This is a genomic window from Pauljensenia sp. UMB9872, assembly GCF_030212665.1.
GTDB lineage: Bacteria > Actinomycetota > Actinomycetes > Actinomycetales > Actinomycetaceae > Pauljensenia > Pauljensenia turicensis_B.
In genome coordinates this window covers 96452-120424 of the sequence record NZ_JASOER010000001.1, presented here as the reverse complement: position 1 = coordinate 120424, position 23973 = coordinate 96452, and the positions used below count along the sequence as shown (strand labels likewise).

Annotated in this window: 33 protein-coding genes; 2 read left to right on the top strand and 31 right to left on the bottom strand. The window is 54.7% G+C overall.

Features of this window, described 5'->3' with window-relative positions; genetic code table 11:
- Positions 1 to 10: 10 nt before the first annotated feature.
- The 29 genes from QP109_RS00580 to QP109_RS00445 all read right to left on the bottom strand — a co-directional run bounded on the left by QP109_RS00580 (position 11) and on the right by QP109_RS00445 (position 21085).
- Positions 11 to 331, bottom strand: coding sequence for a hypothetical protein (locus QP109_RS00580; RefSeq protein ID WP_285022625.1), 321 nt, complete (start codon positions 329 to 331; stop codon positions 11 to 13).
- A 29-nt stretch (positions 332 to 360) separates the two neighbouring features.
- Positions 361 to 756 (bottom strand): hypothetical protein, encoded by a 396-nt coding sequence (locus QP109_RS00575; RefSeq protein WP_285022624.1) that lies wholly within the window; start codon positions 754 to 756, stop codon positions 361 to 363.
- Positions 757 to 884: 128 nt separating this feature from the next.
- Positions 885 to 1694: an Ig-like domain-containing protein gene (locus QP109_RS00570; protein ID WP_285022616.1), complete on the bottom strand. Its 810-nt coding sequence runs from the start codon at positions 1692 to 1694 to the stop codon at positions 885 to 887.
- Positions 1695 to 1798: 104 nt separating this feature from the next.
- A complete protein-coding gene (locus QP109_RS00565; RefSeq protein WP_285022615.1) occupies positions 1799 to 2218 on the bottom strand; it encodes a hypothetical protein in 420 nt (139 codons plus the stop codon).
- Complete coding sequence (locus QP109_RS00560) at positions 2215 to 2496, bottom strand: response regulator (RefSeq protein ID WP_195225706.1); 282 nt, start codon at positions 2494 to 2496, stop codon at positions 2215 to 2217. The genes QP109_RS00565 and QP109_RS00560 overlap by 4 nt, the downstream gene beginning before the upstream one ends.
- Before the next feature lies 1 nt (position 2497).
- Positions 2498 to 2839 (bottom strand): hypothetical protein, encoded by a 342-nt coding sequence (locus tag QP109_RS00555; protein ID WP_195225707.1) that lies wholly within the window; start codon positions 2837 to 2839, stop codon positions 2498 to 2500.
- A 1-nt stretch (position 2840) separates the two neighbouring features.
- Positions 2841 to 3209 carry a hypothetical protein gene (locus tag QP109_RS00550; RefSeq protein WP_195225708.1) on the bottom strand — a complete coding sequence of 123 codons (369 nt, stop codon included), beginning with the start codon at positions 3207 to 3209 and terminating at the stop codon, positions 2841 to 2843.
- Between the two features lie 27 nt (positions 3210 to 3236).
- Positions 3237 to 3494, bottom strand: coding sequence for a hypothetical protein (locus QP109_RS00545; protein ID WP_195225709.1), 258 nt, complete (start codon positions 3492 to 3494; stop codon positions 3237 to 3239).
- Between the two features lie 14 nt (positions 3495 to 3508).
- Positions 3509 to 4420 carry a phage major capsid protein gene (locus tag QP109_RS00540; RefSeq protein ID WP_195225710.1) on the bottom strand — a complete coding sequence of 304 codons (912 nt, stop codon included), beginning with the start codon at positions 4418 to 4420 and terminating at the stop codon, positions 3509 to 3511.
- 13 nt (positions 4421 to 4433) lie between these two features.
- Complete coding sequence (locus QP109_RS00535; protein WP_195225711.1) at positions 4434 to 4784, bottom strand: DUF2190 family protein; 351 nt, start codon at positions 4782 to 4784, stop codon at positions 4434 to 4436.
- Between the two features lie 3 nt (positions 4785 to 4787).
- Positions 4788 to 5945, bottom strand: a complete 1158-nt coding sequence (locus QP109_RS00530; RefSeq protein WP_285022614.1) for a head maturation protease, ClpP-related — start codon at positions 5943 to 5945, stop codon at positions 4788 to 4790.
- Positions 5942 to 7210, bottom strand: coding sequence for a phage portal protein family protein (locus tag QP109_RS00525; protein WP_285022612.1), 1269 nt, complete (start codon positions 7208 to 7210; stop codon positions 5942 to 5944). Before QP109_RS00525 ends, QP109_RS00530 begins: the two co-directional genes overlap by 4 nt.
- Before the next feature lie 28 nt (positions 7211 to 7238).
- Positions 7239 to 8888, bottom strand: coding sequence for a terminase large subunit domain-containing protein (locus QP109_RS00520; protein ID WP_285022610.1), 1650 nt, complete (start codon positions 8886 to 8888; stop codon positions 7239 to 7241).
- A gap of 6 nt (positions 8889 to 8894) precedes the next feature.
- Positions 8895 to 9533: a P27 family phage terminase small subunit gene (locus QP109_RS00515; protein WP_285022608.1), complete on the bottom strand. Its 639-nt coding sequence runs from the start codon at positions 9531 to 9533 to the stop codon at positions 8895 to 8897.
- Between the two features lie 53 nt (positions 9534 to 9586).
- Positions 9587 to 10645 carry a hypothetical protein gene (locus tag QP109_RS00510; RefSeq protein ID WP_195225716.1) on the bottom strand — a complete coding sequence of 353 codons (1059 nt, stop codon included), beginning with the start codon at positions 10643 to 10645 and terminating at the stop codon, positions 9587 to 9589.
- Positions 10646 to 10679: 34 nt separating this feature from the next.
- Positions 10680 to 11966 carry a DNA methyltransferase gene (locus tag QP109_RS00505; RefSeq protein WP_285022606.1) on the bottom strand — a complete coding sequence of 429 codons (1287 nt, stop codon included), beginning with the start codon at positions 11964 to 11966 and terminating at the stop codon, positions 10680 to 10682.
- Positions 11967 to 12461: 495 nt separating this feature from the next.
- Positions 12462 to 12779, bottom strand: coding sequence for an HNH endonuclease (locus tag QP109_RS00500; RefSeq protein ID WP_229037994.1), 318 nt, complete (start codon positions 12777 to 12779; stop codon positions 12462 to 12464).
- A gap of 76 nt (positions 12780 to 12855) precedes the next feature.
- On the bottom strand, positions 12856 to 13614 hold the full coding sequence (locus QP109_RS00495) for a MerR family transcriptional regulator (RefSeq protein ID WP_285022603.1): 759 nt from the start codon (positions 13612 to 13614) through the stop codon (positions 12856 to 12858).
- 11 nt (positions 13615 to 13625) lie between these two features.
- The gene (locus QP109_RS00490) at positions 13626 to 14861 is read right to left on the bottom strand and encodes an HNH endonuclease (RefSeq protein ID WP_285022602.1); all 1236 of its coding nucleotides are present in this window, start codon (positions 14859 to 14861) and stop codon (positions 13626 to 13628) included.
- 285 nt (positions 14862 to 15146) lie between these two features.
- Positions 15147 to 15659 (bottom strand): hypothetical protein, encoded by a 513-nt coding sequence (locus QP109_RS00485; RefSeq protein WP_285022601.1) that lies wholly within the window; start codon positions 15657 to 15659, stop codon positions 15147 to 15149.
- Positions 15632 to 16048, bottom strand: a complete 417-nt coding sequence (locus QP109_RS09235; RefSeq protein ID WP_350224310.1) for a WhiB family transcriptional regulator — start codon at positions 16046 to 16048, stop codon at positions 15632 to 15634. The genes QP109_RS00485 and QP109_RS09235 overlap by 28 nt, the downstream gene beginning before the upstream one ends.
- A 283-nt stretch (positions 16049 to 16331) precedes the next feature.
- Positions 16332 to 16604 (bottom strand): hypothetical protein, encoded by a 273-nt coding sequence (locus QP109_RS00480; protein ID WP_285022600.1) that lies wholly within the window; start codon positions 16602 to 16604, stop codon positions 16332 to 16334.
- 11 nt (positions 16605 to 16615) lie between these two features.
- Positions 16616 to 17167, bottom strand: coding sequence for a DUF4406 domain-containing protein (locus QP109_RS00475; protein WP_285022811.1), 552 nt, complete (start codon positions 17165 to 17167; stop codon positions 16616 to 16618).
- Positions 17168 to 17288: 121 nt separating this feature from the next.
- A complete protein-coding gene (locus QP109_RS00470) occupies positions 17289 to 18290 on the bottom strand; it encodes a DUF7666 domain-containing protein (RefSeq protein ID WP_285022598.1) in 1002 nt (333 codons plus the stop codon).
- A 14-nt stretch (positions 18291 to 18304) separates the two neighbouring features.
- Complete coding sequence (locus QP109_RS00465) at positions 18305 to 19684, bottom strand: DNA cytosine methyltransferase (RefSeq protein ID WP_285022597.1); 1380 nt, start codon at positions 19682 to 19684, stop codon at positions 18305 to 18307.
- The gene (locus QP109_RS00460; protein ID WP_270771608.1) at positions 19681 to 20022 is read right to left on the bottom strand and encodes a hypothetical protein; all 342 of its coding nucleotides are present in this window, start codon (positions 20020 to 20022) and stop codon (positions 19681 to 19683) included. The genes QP109_RS00465 and QP109_RS00460 overlap by 4 nt, the downstream gene beginning before the upstream one ends.
- Complete coding sequence (locus tag QP109_RS00455) at positions 20015 to 20353, bottom strand: hypothetical protein (RefSeq protein ID WP_270771607.1); 339 nt, start codon at positions 20351 to 20353, stop codon at positions 20015 to 20017. The genes QP109_RS00460 and QP109_RS00455 overlap by 8 nt, the downstream gene beginning before the upstream one ends.
- Positions 20354 to 20606: 253 nt before the next feature.
- The gene (locus QP109_RS00450; protein WP_195225730.1) at positions 20607 to 20819 is read right to left on the bottom strand and encodes a helix-turn-helix domain-containing protein; all 213 of its coding nucleotides are present in this window, start codon (positions 20817 to 20819) and stop codon (positions 20607 to 20609) included.
- Entirely contained in the window at positions 20819 to 21085 is a 267-nt protein-coding gene (locus QP109_RS00445) for a helix-turn-helix domain-containing protein (protein ID WP_284911863.1), read from the bottom strand. The genes QP109_RS00450 and QP109_RS00445 overlap by 1 nt, the downstream gene beginning before the upstream one ends.
- Positions 21086 to 21219: 134 nt before the next feature.
- On the opposite strand from QP109_RS00445, the gene QP109_RS00440 reads away from it, so the two are divergent.
- Positions 21220 to 21702 (top strand): hypothetical protein, encoded by a 483-nt coding sequence (locus QP109_RS00440; protein WP_285022594.1) that lies wholly within the window; start codon positions 21220 to 21222, stop codon positions 21700 to 21702.
- A 34-nt stretch (positions 21703 to 21736) separates the two neighbouring features.
- Positions 21737 to 22138 carry an ImmA/IrrE family metallo-endopeptidase gene (locus QP109_RS00435; protein ID WP_350224309.1) on the top strand — a complete coding sequence of 134 codons (402 nt, stop codon included), beginning with the start codon at positions 21737 to 21739 and terminating at the stop codon, positions 22136 to 22138.
- 28 nt (positions 22139 to 22166) lie between these two features.
- On the opposite strand, the gene QP109_RS00430 is transcribed toward QP109_RS00435, so the two are convergent.
- Together QP109_RS00430 and QP109_RS00425 are read right to left on the bottom strand one after the other, a co-directional pair.
- Complete coding sequence (locus QP109_RS00430; protein ID WP_285022591.1) at positions 22167 to 22922, bottom strand: hypothetical protein; 756 nt, start codon at positions 22920 to 22922, stop codon at positions 22167 to 22169.
- A gap of 44 nt (positions 22923 to 22966) precedes the next feature.
- On the bottom strand, positions 22967 to 23875 hold the full coding sequence (locus QP109_RS00425) for an exonuclease domain-containing protein (protein WP_285022590.1): 909 nt from the start codon (positions 23873 to 23875) through the stop codon (positions 22967 to 22969).
- Positions 23876 to 23973 lie beyond the last annotated feature (98 nt).

Here is a 23973-nt window from a genome sequence, read left to right as displayed (position 1 = left end):
TATTCAGATTTCATTCGCTCGCAAACACAATCGACTCATTCAGACTTTCGAGCGCTTCAGCGACCTCCGCGTCGGTCACCACTTCAATCGGCTTCACGGCTTTTTCCCTGTCAAAGGGGAGCACCTGAGAATCAGGGCCCACGAGCGTTTGCAAGGTGTAGATTTCGGGCCACGAAGCCGGGTAGTCAAATCCCGCACATTCGGCTCCCAACGCGGTCGATTGATCGCGAAGACACGCGATCACAAGGGCGTGGATTTCACGCCACGGCAAATCCGGCTGACCGGCCTGAAACCACGAGACCCCGAATTCTTTACGTAGCGACGCAGGCAAAGAAACGGGGTGCTCACGGTATAGGGCGATCAGCTCAAAGATTCCCCCATCGTTAAACGGGTAATCTTTTCGAACATCGAGAAATACTTTTGCGCGTAATCGATAGCCGAGAAAATGTCTGCTTGATTCAGATATTCCAAATCCTCATCCTTGCCGAGCAGCTCCATTAGATGCTTAATCTGCTCAACATCAGATTGATCCTCGAACCCCGTCACCGCTTCAAGCAGATTCACGCTCAACACCAACGGAGTTTTAATAATGCGACCATCTTTAAACCGGCCAACAAAGAACCGATTCTCTGAAATCACATACTGAATCGAATTCTCGCCCGCCAAGACCGCGAGAGCAGCGTTTTCAGCTTCGTCCGTCCACCCTTCAAAGTCGTATTCTTCAACCGCGAGAGTGTTCTTAGTTTTTGAGGTCATACTTCGTATCCTTCACTATTCGAGTAGATGAAAAGGCTCTGGCAGGGCAACCCTGCGAGATGTTGAACAGGTGGCCTACGTGGCCGTGCGTTGGTTCCCCTGCCAGAGCAGTCTTCAAAGGCAGGCGATCAGCTCTGCACCGTCACCTTGCAGGTCGCCTTCTGCTTTCCGACGGAGGCGGTGATCGTCACCGGCCCACCAGCCTTCACGCCGGTCACCGTGCCGTTCTCAACCTTCGCGGTCAGCGGGTCAGATGATGTCCAGACAACTGTTTGCCCGTTCGAGGGGGTCACGGTCGCATGCAGGACAATTGTCTTCGATACCGCGACCGACGCTGTCTGCTGGTCCAGCTGAACCGTGATGCCACCGGGAACGCCCAGCCACTTCTTGTAGGGAGCGTTATTGAACAGAGCGTCGGGCACCCATTCGAAGGTCACCTTCTTCGCCTTAACGCTTCCACGTTCTTCTTGGTCCACTTCGACGGACTGGATTCGGGCTACGCCATTGCGACGAAGTTCAAACCCGTTCTTGTAGCGCGTTGCGATGAAGAGAAGGAACTTCGCGTCAGGCAGAGAAGAATCAACATAAATGACGCCGTTCTCGTCCGCTTCCTTACCATCGATGAGGCGATTGACGTTGACGTTGTCTTCAGCCAGACCAATGGAAACGGTCTGAGTTGACGCGCCCGCGAGTTTTTCTCCCTCTTGGAAGAACGAAGTCGCATCCTCGTCATCCCGGCCTTCTTCAACGCCACCGTCTTCCTTATACAAACCAAGACGCAGGTACCCGGCAGGCAAAGCCAACGAGGGCCCGCCCAAGTCAGTATCTTTAATGACATTCTCAGCTGTGACAGCCAAACAAAACGCTGCGATACCGGTAACGGGGACGCCGACTGAGTTCAGATCAAAATTCGTTGTCGAATCGTACAAGCCACTCATCTCAAGAGGCTCCTTTCATGCGAAAGCCCTCCAGCGCGCGACAACTGCGCTAGAGGGCTTGAAAACTATTCAGAAATAATTGAACGGATATAGGAAACGGCACCCTAAAAAGTGCCTACGACATCCCACGAGATCGTCATATACCTCCTCGAAACGTCCAGTTCATCATCGACCGCTTCAGGGAACATACACCCCCCATCGTCGATGCTGACAACCGGCGAATTTGGAGCAAAAATCACCTCGCGATCCGACAAAAGCGCAAAAACATCGTTCGCGAGCGCGCGCGCCAGCGAATCATCCTGACGCGAACCCGCCAAAACGGAAACGCCAAGCTGGCAATCGAAAGTCACCGGCGTAACCTTCCCACCCGCATCTACACGAATCACAACCAGTGGACGAGACAGAGGGAACGCCGCGTCATCGGGCTGACGAACATCCACCTCCGCATCACGACCAAGACCAACCAACTCAGAACGTAAGTAGCTTGTTGCCCAGGTCTCCACATCAGGCGGCTTGAGCATCATGATTGCCTCGCTTTGCGCAGCGACCGCGCCAAATGACCAGTTCGCGCTTCAACACGCAACGTATGCCGCGCATGACCTTCAACCTGATACACCCGACGATACTTCGCTTCTTTCGTACCAAGCTCGAGCTTGCCCTGATATTCGCCCGTCCTAAACGGCGCCTCTTTATACGCAATTTCAAAAGCCCGTTCAGCCGTCTTCTTCGTCAGCCCCTCCACTCCAGCACTACGGAGAATTTCATCGAAATACTTCTGATTAAAATTCACCCACTTCCCCATATCAGCCCACCACCTCAGCTAAACGAATTTCCCGATACGGCCTCCAGCCGGTAAACGGATTCATCGGAGCAGGCGGAAAACCCAAGACCTTCCACAAACGCTCCCCCGAACGAATCCGATCACCCCGCCGAATATCCACGCTCAAATCCGAGACAAACAAGGTCGCAGAAACCTGCACCTGCTCACGCCCGACCGACGAGGACTCCACCGAAGACTGCGAATCCAAAAACCCGAAAAACTCCACCGGCTCACCAAAATCAGCCGACTTCACCATCCGATCAGGATTCGTCGCAGATGGCACAAGAACCTGACGCAAACGCTCGAAACGCTCCGAAAACTCCACATCACACCCCTTCCGAGAACACCCGACGAAGCACACGGGAATGCTTCGGGAAATCACCCACAGGATGCCCCACAGCCATATCAGCACCCACGCCCGCCAAGACCGCGAGCGCTTGGCGATCATCATCCGAAAAACACGACGACTCGCTCCCATAGGAAACCCGTGCTGTGCCTACCGATTGCGAGACAATACCGCGAGCGCCTCGAGCCGTTGCTTCTTTGACGACCCCTTTCAGGATCGCGATTGCGTCTTCTAATGCTTCGCCGTCGATTTCGTCCAGACGTGGGGCGATAACGTTGCGAGCATAGGCGAGAACGCGCTTTGCAAGATCGATGTCTCCCACGCTGATCTGTTCTGCGTTGATCGTCATCGCCCCACCTCCCTCACGATTCGGTGGCTACTTGGTTTTACCCGCGCGGCCACGACCAGTAGGCTTGACCGGCTCCGATTTGGCTTCGGGTTCGGGTTCAGCCTGTTTTTCTTCCGATTCCGGTTTGGGTGTGATCGGTTCATCGTCGATGAGGGCAACGATCTTCACCTTCACAAGGTTCTTCAGCGAATCCTCGTCCACTTCGTCAGTGTTGATGAACGCGCCCGCATAGCAGTATTGCTCACTGCCGTCTTTCATCTTCACAATGGCCAAAGGGCCACTCACGCGTGCGACACCCATCAGAGGCCGGTTCCAGTAATCTTCACACCCGCCTGCGGTTCCATAACGACCGGAACGGTAATACGACGGGCCTGAATGTCGTACTTATCCGAATCCTTACGGATCACACGCACCTCGATATTCGAGCCGGTTGCAGAAGAATAGTCCGGTGAAATCCCCTTCTGATCAGCCATGCCACCAAGGTTTTCACGGTCAACGAAAAGCGGATCGCTGCCCTTGTACCACGGGGTAGTTGCCCAGGTGTAGCCAAGGACATCGACCGGCATCCCGGTCTTGACAGGGTTGTCGTTTTCGCGCGAGAGAAGACCGGCGTTCAAAAGCATTCCCATGACCTTCGCGTGCTGGGCCGCGTTCAAGACGATCGTCTGTAGGTCAATGCCCGTGCCAAGCTCAGCGCGAGCAGCAGCAACACGACCGAGAACCTCAACGATCGCCCCGCCACTTGTCCACGCTTCCGACTTCTCGGTGCTCGTTACCTTCGAGGTGATCGCAGACATCGAAACAGCATCAACATCGGCGATAATCGTGTTCGACAGGCGAAGCACGCGCTTGTTGAGAGCGCCCGCGCCTTCCTGCGCGATCAGCTCATCCGTCAAAGAGGTCGCGCGACCCCACTTGACGGTCTTCGCTGCCTGAATCTCGCCCGCAGTCATCACCGTCATCGGATATTCAGCGCCCGGAGCGATTGCCTCAGCAGAATCAGAAGCGAAGATTTGCTCGCCCGTCTCGTAGAAAATTCCACCGCCGGTCGCCGTATAACGACCAGACAGAAGGAAATCAGAGATGAAACGCATCTGCGTCAGATCAGCCAGACGCTTCGCGATCAGTTCCGGATGCGACAAGAGAAGGTGAACCTGCTCAGCAGTGAGTGCCCCTTCTTGAACGGTGTTCGGGTAAATAAAATTAGGCATCAGCGTTCTCCTTTCAGATCAGAACTTCGACGATTTCACCGGTCTTAGCCACGGCATTGAGCGCAAGACCCAAAGCATTCGTGCCCGAGGCTTGCACCTGCCCCTCAGCGGCGGCGTACACCTTCGCACCAGCAGTCACAGCACCCGCAGCTTTCACACGCTGGACGCCACCTGCATAGACGGTCACCATCTGACCAACCCCGGCATCAAAACCGGCAACGCCCACGACCTTCGCAGAATCTGCTCCAGCAGGACCAACAGCATTAGCCTCAACGATTTCGACTAGCTGACCGCCCTCGACAGCACTCTTGACGGCAAAGGTCATCGCCTGACCTTGCGGGAACTTCGGCAGGTATTCAGACATTGCTCACGCCTCCTTTTCAGCGCGGGGACCCCACGCGGCTTCATACGCTTTATCGGCTGCAGACTTTGGTTCGCTCTCTTCACCGATACCTACTTCACCGACCGGAACCGTATTCGGAACCAGCGACTCAATCAGAGCAAGAGTCGATTCTTCATCAGAATCGAGCAGGGCACGCATACGCTCCTTCGACGCCGGCGTGATACGACCCTCAGCAACAGCCTTCGCGACGATTTCGTCACGACGCTTCGCCTCCATAATCGCGAAAGCTTCACGACCCTTCGCAGCATCGGCCCGCATCTGGTCGAGAACACCGGCCTCAACCAAACGCATCCCTTCTGGGATAACAGGCTTCGACGAAGCCTGCTCACCTGCCAGACGCTCATCAAGCGCGGCAAGAATCTCAGCGTCATCGACCACGGAATCGGCGATCCCGAGCCGCTGACGGATACCATCGGACAATTCACTCATCAGATGTTCCTCCTCAATGGAAATTGATGTTCCCTCTGGCTCGGACGCCAGAAGTCCTTTCTTCGGAGCAGGCGCATCAGCCCGCCCCTTGTACTTAAAAGCAGACAAATCAAACGCCTGCGCTGACGCGGCCGCCGCAACAGCGTCCACCCACTCGTCAGCCAACCCTGCGATAACAGCTTCTTCAGCCGAAAACCACGTTTCAGCGCGCATCACCTCACGCCAGCCTTCAACAGTTCCACCCGCACGATTCGCATACGCAGTCGCATACGAATCAGCCAACTTGTTTAGCGCCTCGACCGTTTTCTCCAAGTCTCCCGCGTTGCCCTCAGCGAACGTCCACGGGTCATGGATCATCAGTTCAGCGCTCGAATTCATCACCACACGATTCGCGCCCATCACAATCACAGACGCAGCAGACGCCGCCAACGCGTCAACCGTTGCGGTCACAAACGCCTTATGGCGACGAAGAGCATTCATAATCGCCAAACCCTCCCACGCATCACCGCCGGGAGAATTCACGAACACACGCAACTCATCAACATCCAAAGCATTGATCTCACGCGCAAACGCCTTCGCGCTCACACCATCATCCCAACGGGACGAAGAAATCGCGTCGTAAATGTAAACATCAGCAACGCTCAACCCACCCTCAACCTTCGGGCGGTCAATATGAGCAAGAAACGAATTCACCCCACACCTCCTTCCTCACCCGCACAACCGCGAGCGCTTTCCTTATCCACCAGTGGGAGCCCGTATAAGCCACGGACGTGTGTTTCGAGCATGTCATCAGCGACGAGGACACCAGCTTCAACCAAGGCGCGGATCGCTTCGGCGGTGACGGGGTGTTCTTTGCCGATCTCATCGACGCCCAAAACGGGAGCTGGTTCTGTTTTTCCCCAATTCAGATCGACGAGGTCTTCAACGACGTGCTGGTTAGCGATGTCTTGAATCTGGCCTGCAACCGCGTTCAGGGATTGTGCGAAGAAATCCGCGAACGTTGACCCCAATGCCCACGATCCGGTTTCGGTTCCGAGGTTGAGGAAGTGAGCGAGAACCGAGCGAGCGATTTGCTCATCGTGATAGCGGATTGGCCCTTCTGTATCGGGAATGGACCCCGATACGCCCTTTAAGTCCAAAGAGGCTGAATGAGGGATTGCAGCGCCTGCATCAGAGCCTGCCCTAAACGAGGTGGCTACGAGCAAACCAGATTCTTGTTCCTTTGCGTTCCATTGACGCAATTCTTCAAGTTGAGCATTCTTCGGAGGCTCAGCCCCCGTATACACGGGAACACCTAACCCGTTGCGCTCGACGGTCAATGACTGGGCGCGCAAAAGCCGATCCTTTAGAAGCCAGTTCTTATACGCTGCTCGAAGTAGCGACGTGCCTACCCAGTTCGACCCTTCGCGCTCGTTGACATACACGACCAAGCGATTAATCGGGATACGCGCCGAACGATCACCCGCCTGTTGCTCGATCGACAACAATCCACCGTCGCGAGCAACATTCAACTTCGAGATCGTTCGAGGTGGCCGATAAGCCAGCTTCGACAAATGAGCCAACCCATCATCGCGAACCTCATACACCTGCTCGAAAAACGCGTGTCCAAACACAAGTTCAAGCAACGCGAGTCGAACATGTTCCGCCCACGAAAAACGCCCCCGCGAGCGCAGAGGGCGTGAGATTGACTGACCACGGACGGGAATCCCCAAGTCGCGAGAAACGAACTCAACGACTTCGGGACGCGCCGCCCCCGGTTCGATATGCCAATTCGCTGAGCGGATTGGGAGCATGACGGCGCGAAGTACAGAAGCGATCTGCGCTTCTTCTCTGCGCATTTTGTCGTAGACCTCAATCGAGTGAGGCCATTGGAGTTCAGGATTCGACTCAGCCACATCGGCTTCAATATCTCCCCAGCCCCATAGGCCGTTTGTTTGGAATCCGATTTCACGGGTCACACGCACTCCCCCCATTTCATAGGCTTATTTAGAAGTGAACAGTTGCAAGATTGACCAAACCCGAAGCGTTAACTGTGTCGGGGTCGAGTTTGACCACGGCAGGCGAAGGCGGGTCGCCGATCGGTTCGACTGGGTCGGTCGTTTCCAACCCGTATAAAGCGAGTGTGACAGCGATTGCTGGAGCTACATCTGTCAGCGACTTTCTGCGAGACCAAGCTTCATTTTCGGCATACATCGCGGTCAACCCGCCCTCGAAGGCAAGACGCAAGGCAGGCTGATCAACCATCACAATGTCCTTGTCGCGCACACGGTCTTTAAACCTGCCCGTCGCAGAACCAATCAACCCACCATCAACGCGGTGCACCATGAAACCCAGGTCTTCAAATTGAGGCGCAAACTCCATCGCCGGGCACCCCTTGGTTTGCAAAGCGATCTCATTCATTCCAGACTTAGCAACCAAGTCCTTCATATAATCGACCACCCAGAGCATTCCCGCTTTCTGCTCCCAGAGCTGAACGAACGGCTTGCCTTCCGTTGTCATCACGGCGGCCGCAATATATGTGACCGCACGACTAATCGACGTGTCGATACCCCATACGGTGCGAGCCCCCGGCTCAATCATCTTGCGAACATCGAGCGAATCAACGATCACCTGCTCATAAAGCAAGGGAGAAAGATACGGCTCTGTTTTTGCTTCGACCCACTGGCACAAGACCTCAGTTCGATACCCGGCCTCATTCGTTTCCGACGCATGAGCCTCAGAAATACATTGCGCGACCGTGATCTCACCAAACCCAATCGACGGGTTTGCCTGCAAGATCGCCTCGACATCGTCCATCGCGCACCCATCGGGTGCAGACCACTCAAACAGGCCGAGCGACATATCATGCGTCGGGTCGTTCGCATACGCTTCTAGTTCAACCAACCCCGCGCCCACGTAGGTGTCCCAGTCTTCGACCATTTTCTTTATATGATCCCGCCGGGCTTTCAACACCACCGACTTCGCGTCCCCCGCGTTCGAAATACCCCACAACTGGTGCGACCAAAACGACCGAGACGTATGGGTAACTGCATTCCAGGCCGTCCAATTCGTCTGCTCGCGAATCTCGTCCATAATCACGCGCGCAGCAGGCTTACCACGCGCCGACTTCAACGCCTTAATCTCATAATGGGCAAGATTCCCGCCAGTGATTCGCACGTTGTCATTCGCCGTGTTGATCTTTTTGCACGACGCGGCCAACATCGGGATAACCAGCTTCTCTTCTTCGATCGACTCCGGCTCATAATTCGACCACGCACGAACCGAAGACCAGACCTCGCGAGCAATATCCAAATTCTGCGCCGTCCCAATAATCTTGAACGTCACAGGAGGAACCCTCGCCGCGAACCGGCGCGAATCCACGTACAGCCACCACGCGGCCAACACCGACGCGAGCAGACTCTTCCCGTTTTGGCGAGCGACCAACACGATCACCTGACGGAACCTGTATGCACCGTCCTCTAAAATTTCCAGCGCATGAATTAATAACCATTGTTGCCACGGATACAGCTCGATCTTTAAGACCTCGCGAGCAAAATCAATGACCTCGAAACCGCGCGACGTTTCAGCCGTGAGTTTACGCAACGGCTTCGTCCAAATACGCGGTTGAGTTTTCCCCTTATACACAACATCCGGCACGCACGATCACGCTCCTTTGCTGCTAATCCACCCATCGATCGAAGAGACAGACGCATTCGAAGATTCTTCCCCATCTTCGACAACATCCGGGACCGCAGAAACCTTCGGAGTAATCCCCAACTTTTCCAACCCAGCCATATACGACTGCAACGGGCCGAACGCGGTCTTTTGCAAAGCATCAACGCCTGCGAGTTGAGCATTGTCGATAATCAGCGCATACGTCATCACCGAAGCGATCACGGCCTGATACTCATCGATCTTGTTCAGCCCAGCGGCTTGAACCGAAGCCAAGGTCTTACCCGTCAAATACCCATAGCGGCGACGATCAACCGGCGGAGCAAACCGAGGTGCCAACCGTTCGATTACGCGCTCTGCTTTCGCTCCAATCGCGAGAGCCGGATGATCAATCGGGAATCCCTTTGTGTCAGCGACAATCATGCCCTCAGCCTCGACGCGCGCGTGAGCTTCGCGCGACAACGCCAACGCTTCGCAAAACTCTTCAAGCAACGGGCCAACGATCCGGTCAGCATGCCCCCCATGCTGAGCAACGATCTCGTCCCAGGCTTTCTTTGCCCCATCAGATAAGCGCTCAGGGGCAGGAGGCAGGACCACCTCCGTTTTCACTCTGCGTTTCTTCTTCGCCACGCGACCCACACTCCTCTTTTTTCAAGTGAAGGCCGCGCGGCTCAAAAACAGGTTCAGTCGCCCCAGCGGCCAGTCTTAATACCATTGCCGAAAGCAAAGCCAAGATTCGGCTTCACCGACGCCATTCCCTCCAAAGTTGGCAGCGTCCGATCACACGTATCCCCAGCTGGAAGCTCGTCAAAGACCGTATTTGTGAACTCGACGAAAACCTGCGCACGATCAGCATCATCGGTCATTTCGAATTGCTCGCAACGCGGGTTCAAATTCAGATTCATCGACGACGTGATCACAACATTCCACTCATCATTTGTGATCAGAGCGAACTTCGCGTGCGTCCGAGTTGCACGAACGCAATCCCTGCCAAAAATCTCACCCACGTCCCCGACGCTCGCCTGCCCACGTTTGCCAGCCGAATCCATGATGAACCTGATCGACTTCAAACGCCCCGAATCACGGAAACGCTCGGCCGCTTCAACATCGTAAAAGCCAGCAGACCAGGTGCACACAACAACATCAGCCGGGCCAGTAATCTCCAACGCCGCGTCGATTAAATCCAAAAGCGAGAACTGGCCATACGTCAGCCCACACACGTCCATGCCATGATCGAAGCCCTTGATCGTATCGCGGGCGTTGGCAACTTTACTCAAACGCGCTCGAACTTTTCGGGTCGGACGAATATGCGAGGTATGCTGTAACACATCGACTCCTCTGTAGTCGGTCACGCCCTCGGATGTTCGCGCATCGCGAGGGTCTTCATTACCCTCATATTCTACCATATTTCCGCGTGTTTCTGCGGTTTTTAAGCGTTTTTGAGTTGCCCGTTCCAGCTCTGAAACCAATCCCACGCGTCGCGCCGATAGCTTCATCAGCCGGTCAACTGACTGCGTATCGCCTTTCATTGCTTTTGGCCACAGTGCCCGATGCAGGCGATCTACTCGGTCGATCTCGGACAGCAGTAGCTCTTGATTCAGCTCCGCTTCGACAGTCAAATCCAGCGACTGCGCATACATCTCGCGCGCAGCAGCAACATCAGGCAAACGCAACGTTTCCGCGATAGCAGGAAAATCCAACCCAGCCCTGCGAAGCTCGACAACCTTCGATGCAACACTCACTGCGCTAACCTTCCAACATTCACCGCGTCAGACGCTACCCCCCCGATTCAACAGAGCAAAAATCAACCGTCTCGCCCGTCGAATCCAACACCGGCATAATCCCCGTATGCGCCTGCCACCGACGACAAATGGCGTCAGCATACTTTTCATCCAGTTCGACCAAAACAGCCCGCGAGCGCAGGTGATGCGCTGCGATCAGTGTTGAGCCTGAACCGCCAAAGAGGTCGAGGACAAGCCCGCCCTTTGGGAGGGAATTCTTTAGCATCGCAGTAATGAGTTCAACTGGTTTCATGGTCGGATGATCTGGGTTGCGAGGTGGCTTCGGAATTTCGAAGACCGTGGTCTGCGAGTTGTCGCCGAACCAGTGAGAGCCCCCGCGCCCGAGCCTTCCTGCCCCTCCGGGAGTGAACCCGTAGCATATGCCTTCATGGCGCAGGACTTCGCCCGCTTCGGGGATTTCACCTGCAAAGATCGGCTCGTGGCGGTACTGGTAATCCGACCGCCCCAAGACCAATGTGTTCTTCACCCAGACGAGGTGCTGACGAACAAGAATCCCAGCCTTGCTCATCATCGAATGGAACAGCACGTTCTCTTTTTCACTATAGGCGACATAGACCGCAGCGCCAGGCTTCGTGGCAGCGACAACCGTCTTGAAGGCACCATCGAGCAGTGCAGGCAAATCTTCCGAAGAATCATTCATGATCGCTCCGGCAACACCTTCATAATTCACCCCGTAGGGCGGATCAGTCCACACGCAATCGGCGCGCTCCTCACCCATCACTTCGAGCAGACGCTCCAAATCAGTCGAGTCACCCACCAGTAGGAGCGAAGACCCCAGGTGCCAGACATCACCCTGCTTTGAGATAATCTGCTTTTCGTCAATTTCGGGCGCTTCATCAACATCCGTTAACGCAACCGGCTCATCTAAACCCAGCAGGTCAGCCACATAATCAGCGTCATATCCCGTGCCCGAATAATCCTCGAGCCCAGCCAGAAGCAATTTCAACGCTTCATCGTCATAATCCGCCAAATCGTTCAGTCGGTTGTCAACCAGCACAATACGAGAAGCGGTCTCGTCATCAACATCCACCCACGAGACAGCAATTCGCGACCAGCCCAACGATTTGGCGGCTTGCCACGTATGGTTTCCGGCCAGAATCTCACCCGTCCGCTTATTAGCAACGATCGGACGATACTGACCATTCACACGAAGCGACTCCGCAATAGCCTCCACATCACCACGACGAGGATTCGACTCGAACGGGCGAACAGAATCAATATCAACCGCGAGCGCTTCAAGCGTCTCGGGAATTTTCACCATCAGATAAGCTCCATTTCTGCCTTAAACGGATAACTGAAGATTCAGCACTTGCGCTTCGCCGTTTAGCGACCTCGCGTTCCAATTGCCGAAGAGAACCCGGCCACCGCGACTGATATTTCAAAGCAACGCAATCCATCTGCGGATACAGCGCGAGCAGTTCATCAACTCGATACCCAAACCGGTCATACAAGGTCGGTCTCGAATACGAAAGACGCGCACCATCATCCAGAGCGCGATACACGCTCGACCGCGAGCACCCGATATGCAGAGCAATTTCACCAGGACTCATGCCCGCTTTAAAAAGGCCCCTAATCCTGACACGATCATGCATTTTGTCCCATTTTCACGACGAAAACGCAGGTCAAACACACAATGGGGGGTCAAAAATAGCGGGGGGAGAGGACAGGGGCCCCCGGGGTGGGGTGCCATTGGTGGAAAATTTGATATTTTTTCCGGCCCCCCCACCCCGCACCAGTTCCGTGCGACCACTACCTATCACCACCACGCGGCAACCCGATCACCCGTATCACCAAGCGGTGTGCGATCTCCACGCTCACGATTGCACCTGCGATGTGAATGCCGAAAGTTCGACCACTCCTCTTGCAAAGAAGGATCCTTCGATACCGGCACCACATGATCGAGTTCGTGCGAATCGTCGGTCGTCCCCTGCCCGACACTGTAATCGATGCGACCGGCACACAACCAGCACAACGACTCCTTGCGACGAGCAGGGTCTGCGTCGAGAGCCCTACCCTCTTCGAAGAACTCCTGTCGCAACCTGTTCATTCGACGAGTATTCTGACGAACACTCATAGCGCCCTCGACCCACTGACAACCACTGATAGCACAGTAGGGCGTTGCACGCCGACTTGTATAGCGCAAAAAGCTCTCATCGCTTCTTCCCCATCAACGCAACCATGTCACGCGCCCGATACAACAAGCGCCCGCCCGCTACCCGCTCCGGCTTCAACTGACCACGGCTCACCCACGAGCGAACCGTCCCCTTGGGGATACTGCGACGCATCACCATCTCAGCCAGCTCGCGAGCCTTCGACCGAGACAGCAAACGATTCAACGCATCATCAATCATCAATCGGCGCAGCGCATCAAAATCGAACTCATACCCACACTCGCAGGAATCAGCCGCCCCTTCGACCTGACGAATCTCTTCACCGCATTCCGGGCACCACCCCGCAAAACGATACGACTTGCGCTCATTCAACAAATGCCATTCGAGGCGCGCGACCGTGTTCTTTACCGCGATCACCATTTCCGGCGCACTCGACCAGCCTCGAATCTGATCCCGATACGCGATAAACGTCTGACGGATCAAAACCGGATCGTTCGAGCGAACCCAATACTTCTCACCCATCACGAAAACGGTCAGCGCTTGAGCCCACTTCTGCAATACAGTCATCAACTGCCAAACCTCGACCATCAACGACAAATTGAACGGCTCCTTCGACGAAGCAACACCACCCCCCGCACTCAAACCGTCTTTCGACCCAGCCGACGCGCGATACTGCAAATCAGCAACCACATCCGGCAAATCCGACAATGCCGTCACCAATTGATTCACTGCTGACCGCGATACGAACTCCGTATCAGCCAGCAGCTCCCCCGTAACAGGACACCTACGCAGCTCCACACCACCCTCCCTCATTTGCGTTTCCGCTTCTTCTTCCGACCACGCCTGCCAGCCCTAGGAACAGACCCGGCCTCCCGGCCAGACCCAGCCCCAGCCTGACCAGTCCCTACCCTGACCTGACCAGACCCGACCAGACCCGACCCGTGTATATCGATATCCGGAGGCCCCGATATCGAAGTCAATATCGAAGTCGAACCGATATCGATATCGAAGTCACCCCGGTTGTTCGACAACCATTCGGGAGCGGTGGCAGAAAAATACTCTGCTCGCTCACCCACGACAGAAGCACCCTTGACGCATTCAGCGTCCGGACGCGTTACCCACAACCTAGCCTTCGACGAAGAAGGGGCGGTGGCACGCGTCCGTGCTCGCTCACCCTGATTATGGGGAACCCGCGTTGGCAGGCTCACTTCACCCGTTGAAGGCTGGCTATTGTGGGGGGCGGTGGCAGAAGAACCTTCTGCTCGCTCACTGTCATGGGGAGCCCGCTTTGGCGGGTTCACCTTGGCTTGTCCAGCACAGGCGCTCGGGGTCAATGCTCGCGTGTCATTGCCTGAAGCGCTTCGCCGGACGTTGCCTTGCTCGTCGATATAACCCCGTTCGAGCAACTGCTTGAACGTCCATTTCGAATACACTGGCCGGTCTGGTACTGGCAAGAGCTCGTGTGCATGATCCCAATCGCCGGTCGTGTCGTCGCCGCGTGCTCCGTTACAGCGCACGCAGGAGACGATCATCGTTTCGACAGTCCCAGGTTCGCCGGGTTTGAGATGATCAAGCGTCCCCTTGCGTGGGCTCATCTTGCCCGTCCAATACACGCTCTGACCACACCACCGGCAATTATCACCATCGCGGACCAATACACCGAACTTCAGATTCGGATTCGCGTTGTCATTACGACGTGTTCTCGCCCATTCGACATCCTTCCTCATTTGGAGATTAAAGAAATTCCCATCAGGGTCTTGCATGAGACGCAGCATCGGCTGACCGTCTTTGGTGAAAGTTTCCAGTAGGCCAACCGCAACGCTCATCTCAATGAGCTCATTCGCGCGGATCAAGCTCCCGCCCTTGGTCAAGGCGGCGCCATAAGATACGACGTAGTCGGTCAGGTGAGCGCCTGAATGCAAGTACAGGCGAAGGATGAAGCCGAGGACTTCATTAAAAGTCCGTTCATCAATATCGGCCAGACTCATCACGGCCAGCATTTTCGGATGCTCATCCGAATTATCGCTTGCTTTCATCCATGCCACGGCGTCACCTCCTTAATCGTCATGTTTAAGCGCTTGAGCATCAGAACCCGCGATACCCACAAGCCCCAAACTGCGAGACTTCTTCAGGAGTCACAGGCCACGTGTGCCCCGACTCTTTGCAATAGTGATAGAGCCTACGTCCCTTTTCGCACACGTGCTCTGCACGGCGGTCACACGTCACCATCTCGCTAATGGGACGAGAAAACGGTCTGCCGTTAATCCACGGAATATGCACCCACGTTGTCGCCGCTTTGCATTTTCCTGGGTAGAAAATATGTCCGCCGATCATTTCGCCCCCGCAACAACCACCGGATATACGAGTACCCAAAAATCAAACATCTTCGAACACAACGACGGTTTACTCACTTCAGAGGATGCGCGAATATCTGGCCCTAAGACGAAATCCAAGGAATCGTCCTTAAACACCCCAGCGTCAACGAACCCGTCGATAATCGGTTTCGTCATCGCATGGTAATTATTCGGATCGCGCCTACGCCGATCCGGGAACTTCACCACGACCAACACTGAGGCTTTATCGAACCACGGACGCCCCGACGCTATCGCCGTCATTCGAGCAGTATTACGAACATACGCCACCTTCGGGCCACGCACCTTATAGTGTTGCCGGTCATTCATCGATAGCGTTTGATCAGCGGTGAAGCTCATCTTCGGTGATACCCATGCTGGATTTACAGGCACCATCGCGCCCTCGAAATCCGCGACAGCCCGCCCATGCAAACGCGCGAGAGACTCAGCGTCTTCCAACATGGTCACCTGCTCTTCTTTTTCGTTACACACCGCGTACACAACCTTTTGCAACGTTCAATTACAGTCCCCGGAAATTCAGTTGCCTTTGTCCCTTTCGGGCGAAAAGGCCGCTCGCACCCACGGCACACACCCAAACCCAAAGCAGTCAAGCCCCGGTGCCCAACCTTGATCGCACGACGCTGAGCTTGAGTTAAACCACCGCAAATGCCGTGAACGTGATACACCGAAGCCAGCTGTCGATCCGACTCGATCGTGTATTCACGACACCGATCCACCACAGGACATCCCCTGCAAATTTCAAGCGCGGCCTCTTCAACATCAAACCCCCGCTCAGATGGGAAAAACACTTCAGGATCAACAGACGCGCTTCGGCACGCAGCGTTTTCAATCCACAGCCGATCATTCACGAGCACATTCATCACCATCACCCAAAACCTCTAGATTCAGCGACCGGCAAGCATGTGGAACGCAGACCGTGGCCGAGGCGGCCGACGACAGCCCGTCCCATGAGACTGTTCGCCGACCACCCCAGTTGTCTCAGCGCACCAATCAAAGCGCTGAGACCCCTCCGATTCCTGCGCTAGAGACGGTGCAGGAGAAAAACCGTCTAAAGAATCGGAAGAACATAAACGGGAACCGCTCTCACGTTCCCACTTAGCCTGTAGGCCTTTTACAGAATGAGTTGCCATTTTTCCTTCTTCGTCAGATCACATCAGCAGGATCGACGTGTTTGATTTGAACCCCGCAATTAGGGCATCGTTCAACCGAAGAAACTGACGGGGCTTGCGTTCGTTTTTCCGACAAAGGCATAACATTCGCCTCAATGCTGATCTGCCTGTTCTGCGTATCCATGCGAGTCCTAGGAATCGATACGGCCTGCAGACCTTCTTCGATGATCGTCTCGAAGAAAACCGCCTGAGCTTCAAGCTGAACGTGACAGAAATTCACGCCCTCATCGAGATAAGGGAACGTCATCCGATACGCCTTCATCGCGCCTCCTCCAAACGACGCCCGAAAGCATGGCCCACAAAAGTCAAGGCAAGCCCACCGAAAATCAGGGGCAGACAAATATTCCACGCCCAGCCGACCGGATTATCAGGCGCCTTCATCGCAAGCGCTCCAAACATCGCCACCAGCGCACCAACAGCCTGACTAACCTCGCACACCGTCTTCACTTTCGACCTTGGAACACTGAACCGATCACAAACACCGGAAAACACATCAGACTCTTCCGGCGTATCAAAAACGAAATCCGGCAAAGGGCGGACATTCATATTCAGACTTTGGGCAAGACCAACCTCGATGCGCGCCCCGTTGGAACGCTCCCAGTCCGGCAAAAGTGCGACGGCATCAGCTTCGAGGAGCATTCGAAGGTCTGCTCGCATATGGTCCAAATACGGGGCTGTTTCGTTAACCCCGTTGCGTACAGGGTTGAGGGGACGATAACCCCCACGCCGCAGGAGGCGCTCGGCGGCGTTAAACGCAGAACGGTTCATATCAACATGACCAGACATCGGGCCCGAAATATAAATCTTCATCACGCCGCACCCCCTAAGTTTTCGTATTCGAACAATTGCTGGTTTTCAGCCATGAACCGGATCGCGAACGCGAAAAACAAGGCGACGACAGCGAAAAGCATCGCAGTACTCTCTCTCCAGCTCACCGTGTTTCACCCCCAACCGGGGAACCGTCGACCGTAACCTCGCGGAGCACCCGTAAACGTGGAGCCTTCGCCTTCGAACTGTCAATAGGGCGCAGGTCTTCTACGGGGCAACACACCTCGACGAACCGAGACGCTTCCTCGTAATGGCCTTTCGCCAGCCATGGAGTCGGCGACGCATGCAACCCATTTGCGCACCTGTTGTTGTCCACCCAGTTCACGGTGTCGTCAACGATGTGCCCGACCGGGTAATTGGTCAGGCGGCGGTAGTTGCGTCCAGCGTTTAGATCAGCGTCGAGGGCTTTATAAAGGTGAGCTTGCCCGTCTTCATCAACCTCAACGAGGTGCATTGCACACCACGTTTCAGGGTCATTGGCATCAATGAGGGTCATGTCGATAATGACCCCGCCTTCGTGCGCGACGGTCTTGGAGTGGACATAAACAGCGACGAATATCCCGGCCTCAACGGTCGAATCTTCCCATGCATCGACAGTCGCACGATCCCATGCCCTGACAGACGCGCGACCCCATGCGCTGACCGTCGCGTAGCCACATGCGTTGACCGTCGCATTGTCAAATGCGTCGATAGTCGCCTGCTCCAATGCGTTGACTGTCGCGTTGTCTCTTACCGTGACTATCGAGTTGCCAAATGCCTCAACTGTCACAGTGTCAAATGCCTTGACCCTCACATCGTCAAATGCCTTGACCCTCACATCGCCAAATGCCTTGACCCTCACATCACCAAATGCCTTGACAGTCGCATGATTCCATGCGTTGACAGACGCGCGACCCCATGCGTTGACCGTCGCATTCTCCACTGCCTTGACCGACGCATCGCCCGATACTTCGACCGTCGCCTCGCTCGATACATAGACATCCTTACCATGCGAATCCCTGATCTCCAGCCACACACCCTTAGGCGAACAAATGACGATCTCATACCACTCATACTCATACTTCGGATTCGCCAGAGCCTCGTCCAACTCCTCTTGCGTGCTCACATACACTTTGGTCATCACGCGACACCCCCTAAGTTTTCGTATTCGAACAATTGCTGGTTTTCAGCCATAATCCGGATCGCGGTCGCCGCCTGTTGCGGAACGACCCCGTTGCCCAAGGCTTTAAGTTGGAGCTGACGCGATATACCGATTTCTGGACTCGTCACATGCCCCGGCGGTAGCCCCATCATCCACTCGACAAACGCGGGATTGAGCAAAGCCCTGCCGGTATTGCCGATCACGGTCGGATCAGGCGCAGACATGCCGAATGCTTGTTCTTGGACGCGGATCGCGTCTTTGAATTCGCCGAACTTCTCATACTCGACCAAGTCATAAAACGACTTCCCTCCCACGTTGAACCGCTCGCTTTTGCGCCCGTCAAGTTGTGAAGACGTCGGAGTTGGAAGAAGATGGGGGAGCAAAGTATTTAACGGCACTGAATTACGGCGAAGCTGGGAAGCACACGGCGCATCAGCATCTTGCGTCGTCGGAGTTGGTAGAAGATGCTCACATTGATCGTCAAGCCCGATCGCATGATTGCCCTGCTTCTGCTTTTCGGGGTGACGTGACCCGCGGCTCCCAAGATTCGCCGCCGGGGTGGCGAACATTTTCCGTTCTTCCACCCGACCACCGGTTTCCAATAAGCCGTTTTCGACCAGTATCCGAAGATCGCTGACCGTAGTACGCCCCGGACGCTTGCACATATGGTTCTCGGGCGTATTCCACGAAAAGGTCGCCGTCGGAGTAGGAAGAAAATTCTCCCCTTCCGCTTCTCCCACAACCGCCGGATGACAGGCGTGGTTCAACGCCCGATCAAGCCACCACCGATCCCCCTGCGGGAAACCGACTACGAACACGCGGGCGCGCCTGTGGCAGGCGCCGACGTCTGAAGCTCGAAGGCTTGCCCATTGTGCGTCATACCCGATTGAGGCCAAGTCTCCGAGAACACGTCCGAGAGCTCTGAGAACAGGTCTGTCTGCCCGGTTTCCCAGACGTCCCTCTCTTTGTTCCATGAGGCTAAAAGCGTTTGCACTGAGCGCTCCTAAAACGTTTTCCCACACAACCAAGTGAGGGCGGATAGTTCGTACCGCGTTAAACATTGACTCCCACAACCCCGACCGGGTTCCCGGCTTCATGCCCGCACGAACTCCAGCGACGCTGAGGTCTTGGCACGGAGACCCGCCAGCGATCACATCGACCGGCTCAACTTGAGCCCAATCGACCTGCGTAACATCCCCAAGGTTTTCAACATTGGGATGATGATGCTTCAAAATTGCTTTCGGTCCCGGCTCAATATCGCTCACCCACGCGAGCTCACCCGAACCCAAAGCCATCTGAACACCCAGATCGAGCCCCCCATACCCGGAGAACAGGCTCCCAATCGTGTACGCGCTCATGCGACTGGCCCGGCGTAATTCAGATGATTGATAACCTCGCTACCCTTGCAGTCGAAGCCAAAGACGATGCTCCCATCAGCAGGCCCCACATCAGCTTGCAATGTCGATTCAGGAGCGATTTCGCCGAAGAACTCGATATGCCAACCGATATCGAGCAATACGTTCAACAATGCCGTAACGCTGCCAGGGATGTGTTTCCATATTTTCAGGTCTTCGAAATGAACCTCGACCTGACGAATGAACGCACACCGATTATCCGAATCTACACACACTTTCAAACCAGCGAGGAGCGCGGCCTCTTCAAGTGTTTTCATTGACTGCTCGACCGATTCACTCACGACCAGTCACCTTCTTAAAGATTTCAACCGCGTCGCTCTCGTCAAAAAGGAAGATGAAAAATAGCCCCTTCATCCCAGACAAGGGAACACGGAAAAATATCTTTAACTCATCGTCAATTTCCAGACGCGCACCAACACCGACCATCGCGTCGAGGGCCTTAACCTTCTGGTCATCCGACTCAAAATCCATCAGACAACACGAAAAGTCTTCCCAATGCGTAATATCAATCTCTAAGGGAACAGCTTCAACATCGAGAGCGATATTCGCGAACCGCTCAACCACATTCACGACCTCGCGGAACCGCGAGGCAGACGGCTTCACCTTTTCCATCACTCAACCCCCGATAGTTCTTTAGCGATTCGCTGAAACAACCGACCAGAAACGCGCACATTGACTCCCGGCAACGTCTGCGGTTGCAGTTTTCGCCCCCGATACACATACGGAGCGCAAATCATAGAAATGCGCCTGCGCACCCAACCGTGACGACTGCTACGATGGTTCATGAGAACTTGTCCTTCCAAATGTTCGAGTTCTTCGCCCTTTGCGGCTCCACTCGCAAAGGGCATCTTTGTATCCGGCGTATTCATGCGTTCCTCCAATGCGGAATCCTTTTACCCATACCTTCAAGGTCGGAAACCTTGATCTTGATCGATCTGCCGCCGATCCTCTTCGCAGGCAAATAACCCCGACGAATCCAACCGGCGACCGTATGACGCTCGACCCCACATAGCTCTGCCGCTCGCTTCTGATTCACGAACAGAACCCCGTCAACGAGTTCTTCTCCGACCCCATTCATCACGCGGCCCCTTTGGAATCCGCGAGCGCTTGACTGAATGCGTATGGGTTCGGGCGTGCGATGTCGCCGAAGTTTTGTCCGAGGCCGGCAATGACAGCTCCTGCGAGGAATTTGATTGATGGGGCTTCTTTGCCGTTTTTTACAGCGCTGAAGTATTGCTTTGTTACTCCGATTGCTGCTGCGACGGCCGCGTCCGTCATGCCTGTGTCCTCAACGCGTTGTTTGAATTCTTCGGTGAGGAGTGCGGCTGGAATTGTCTTTTTCATTTTCATCTCCTTTCAATGCGTATCGCACTATTTTCTAATGCGCCTTGCTTTAAGAGTAGCGAGTTTTCATCCTTTGTCAAGCGCGCTGCATCAAATAGTAAAGCGTGTCGCATTATTTGCGATATGATAGGTGCATGAACATCATCGAATGGTTTACAGAAGTCACTGAAGGTCGATCGATTACTCGAATCGCAAAAGATTCGGGGCTGTTTCAGTCGACAGTTTCGCGTCAACTCAATAGCAAGTCATTAACTCCTGAGACCGTTGTGGCTATTGCTCGCGCTTATAAGCAAGACGTTATTGATGCACTCATCATTCTTGGATTAATCAATGATGATGACATTCGGTTTCGCCACGCTAAAAGCTCTCTTGAAGAAGCCACAGACGCAGAGATCGCGCTCGAAGTATGGAAAAGGATGGGAGATGTTGACGCGATACCTGCTGGTTCTAATGATTTCCAGTTGCTCAATTTGCCACTTCAAGTACCGGGATACGGCGAAGATGCTGGAGACTTAACCGACAGCGAGAAGAGTCTTCCCTACGCGGCTTTAGACACGGGCATTTCCCCCGAAGCGGAAACAGCAGAACTCGAAGCCCGCAAGACCCGCAGGGACTAAACCTCGTTCACGTAACTTTTCCGGTTCACACAGCATTAGGACGATCCAGCCAAACGATAAACGTGAAGCAGCGTTGCTCTCGATCGCTCACATGTACGGCGTTACAGTCCACTTCGCTGATCTACCCGGAACTCTACGCGGAAAATACGAAGCGACGAATAACCGCATTTACCTAAGCAGGAACCTAAGCAACGCACAGCGCATTAGCACGCTCGCCCATGAACTCGTCCACGCTCAACGCAACGACGACGGCCCACAGTCCCCGAAGGTCGAAGCACACGTTAACGAATTGGCCGCGCGACTTATCATCACAGCTCAGGCGTTCGCCGAAGCAGAAACCGCGAACGGATCGAACCCCCTTGACCTCGCGAACGCCCTTGATGTCACTCCCGGCATCATCACTTCATGGCAGGATCACGAAGCGCGCTGCAATTGACCGCTCGTTAGCGACTTCTAATAATGCGCTACCTCGTTTGTTGAACATACGTTCTGCGCATTCCTTCAAATTCAGGCAGTAGCACCTCAACCTCCAACTTGTTCGGCCCCGGTACAACGCGACCAATACAGACCGCCGGACGAGGCCGCACATGCTTCGCGTGGCGCTTTGTCTGAAGCAGACTTAACCAGCCCACAAACACACCATTGAGCTTGAACTGGATCGTCGTTTTCCCCCGGTGCTTCCCCTTTGGGATTGGACCCATTTCCGCTTCAAGCCAGAAAAACCCGCACCCCACGCTTTGAAGAAAACTCTGACAATCCTGCTCGCCAAGCAAATCGACTTTATGACATGCGACCAGCTCACGCCCAACAGGCTTTGCGTTCAGTGGAACATACAATCGCCGATCTAAAACAAGCGGCCCTTGCTTAGGATCACCCATCTGCGAATCAGCATTAAAGAATCGAGCAAACTGATTCCCAGACGCGTTAACCCCCTCAACGAAAGGAGGCTCCCAATAGCGAGAATTAAACGCCGTAATCAAATCAACCGAAGACTCTCCATTTACAGGCTCCCAGCGCATCTGCCGAGCAATCTCAGCCCGAACCTCCGAAGACACCACATGCGTCTTGCTTGGAACAGTCTGTGGCTCCCACACAGGCTTATCCCTGCCCCTACGACGAGGCACCTTCGCCTCAACAACCTCGCTCGGATCTACAAACAACGACGGCAAAGACTCCTCAACCTTGGGAGCAGACGAAAACAAGCTACGAAAAAACCTCACAGCTACCCTCCTTTTTCACTCCAACAAACAACACCCGCGAGCGCTTAGTCGTGTTCGATGAGGCGTTGGAAAAAGTCTTCTTCGCTCATTACTTCGATTGGTGATCCTGCTTCTTTGAAGCGGGTGGCTTTTTGTAGTTTCTTCGAGGCGGATGCACCTTCGGCCCAGAGGCGGGGGTCTGGTATTCCGACGACGAGGATTGTTGTTCGTTTGGTTAGGCGTTCATCTGGGGTGCCACCGCAGGCTTCAACGAGGGCTTGAGCGGCTTTGCGTTGGGCGTGTTTTAAGGTTCCGGTGAAAACTACGCACTCGTTTTCGAGGGCGGTCGGGTTTGCCCCGTATAGTCGGATGAGTTCTTCTGTTTGGACTTGTTCGGAGCGTGAGCCTACGAGCGAGCCGGGTCGGTCTCGGTGGGAGATGGGGCAGAGTTCCTCGATTTGTTCGAATGTGTAGTCTTGGCACATTCGGGCGAAGATTCGTCCGCAGGCTTCAGCGTCTGCGGTTGCCTGATGATGTTTGAAGGATTCGCCCGGAAAGTAGAAGCGGTAGACGTTGTCGAGTTTCTTCCGCTTTGGTTTGTCCTCTGGGAGGATTGCGCGGGCTAGGCGGTAGGTGCAGAGTCTACGGTTCGGTAGAGGTTCGTGGTCGTAGATTTCTGCGAGTCCGCGAAGCACTCCGGCGTCGAAAGGCATGTAGTGAGCGACGATGGGGAGATCGCCGATGAATGTGCGAATCTCATCAAGAATTTCCGACCACTGTGGCGCGTCGGCAACATCGTCCTCTGTTAGCCCATGAATCCACGTGTTGACTGGGCTGAAATAGTCCACCTCGGGGTGAGGGCGAATCAGAGAATGGAACCGATCGCTAACCTGACCGGCCTCATCATATTTCACCAATCCGATCGAGCACGCAGAACACCTCTGCTCGTTCGCCGTTTCGAAATCAATTGCCACGAAAGGACGCATAGCGCGTGCACCACTTTCATCATCGAAAAACTAGAACCACATCGATGATAACTAGACCAAAACCACCGGCGAGAGCAAATGAAACA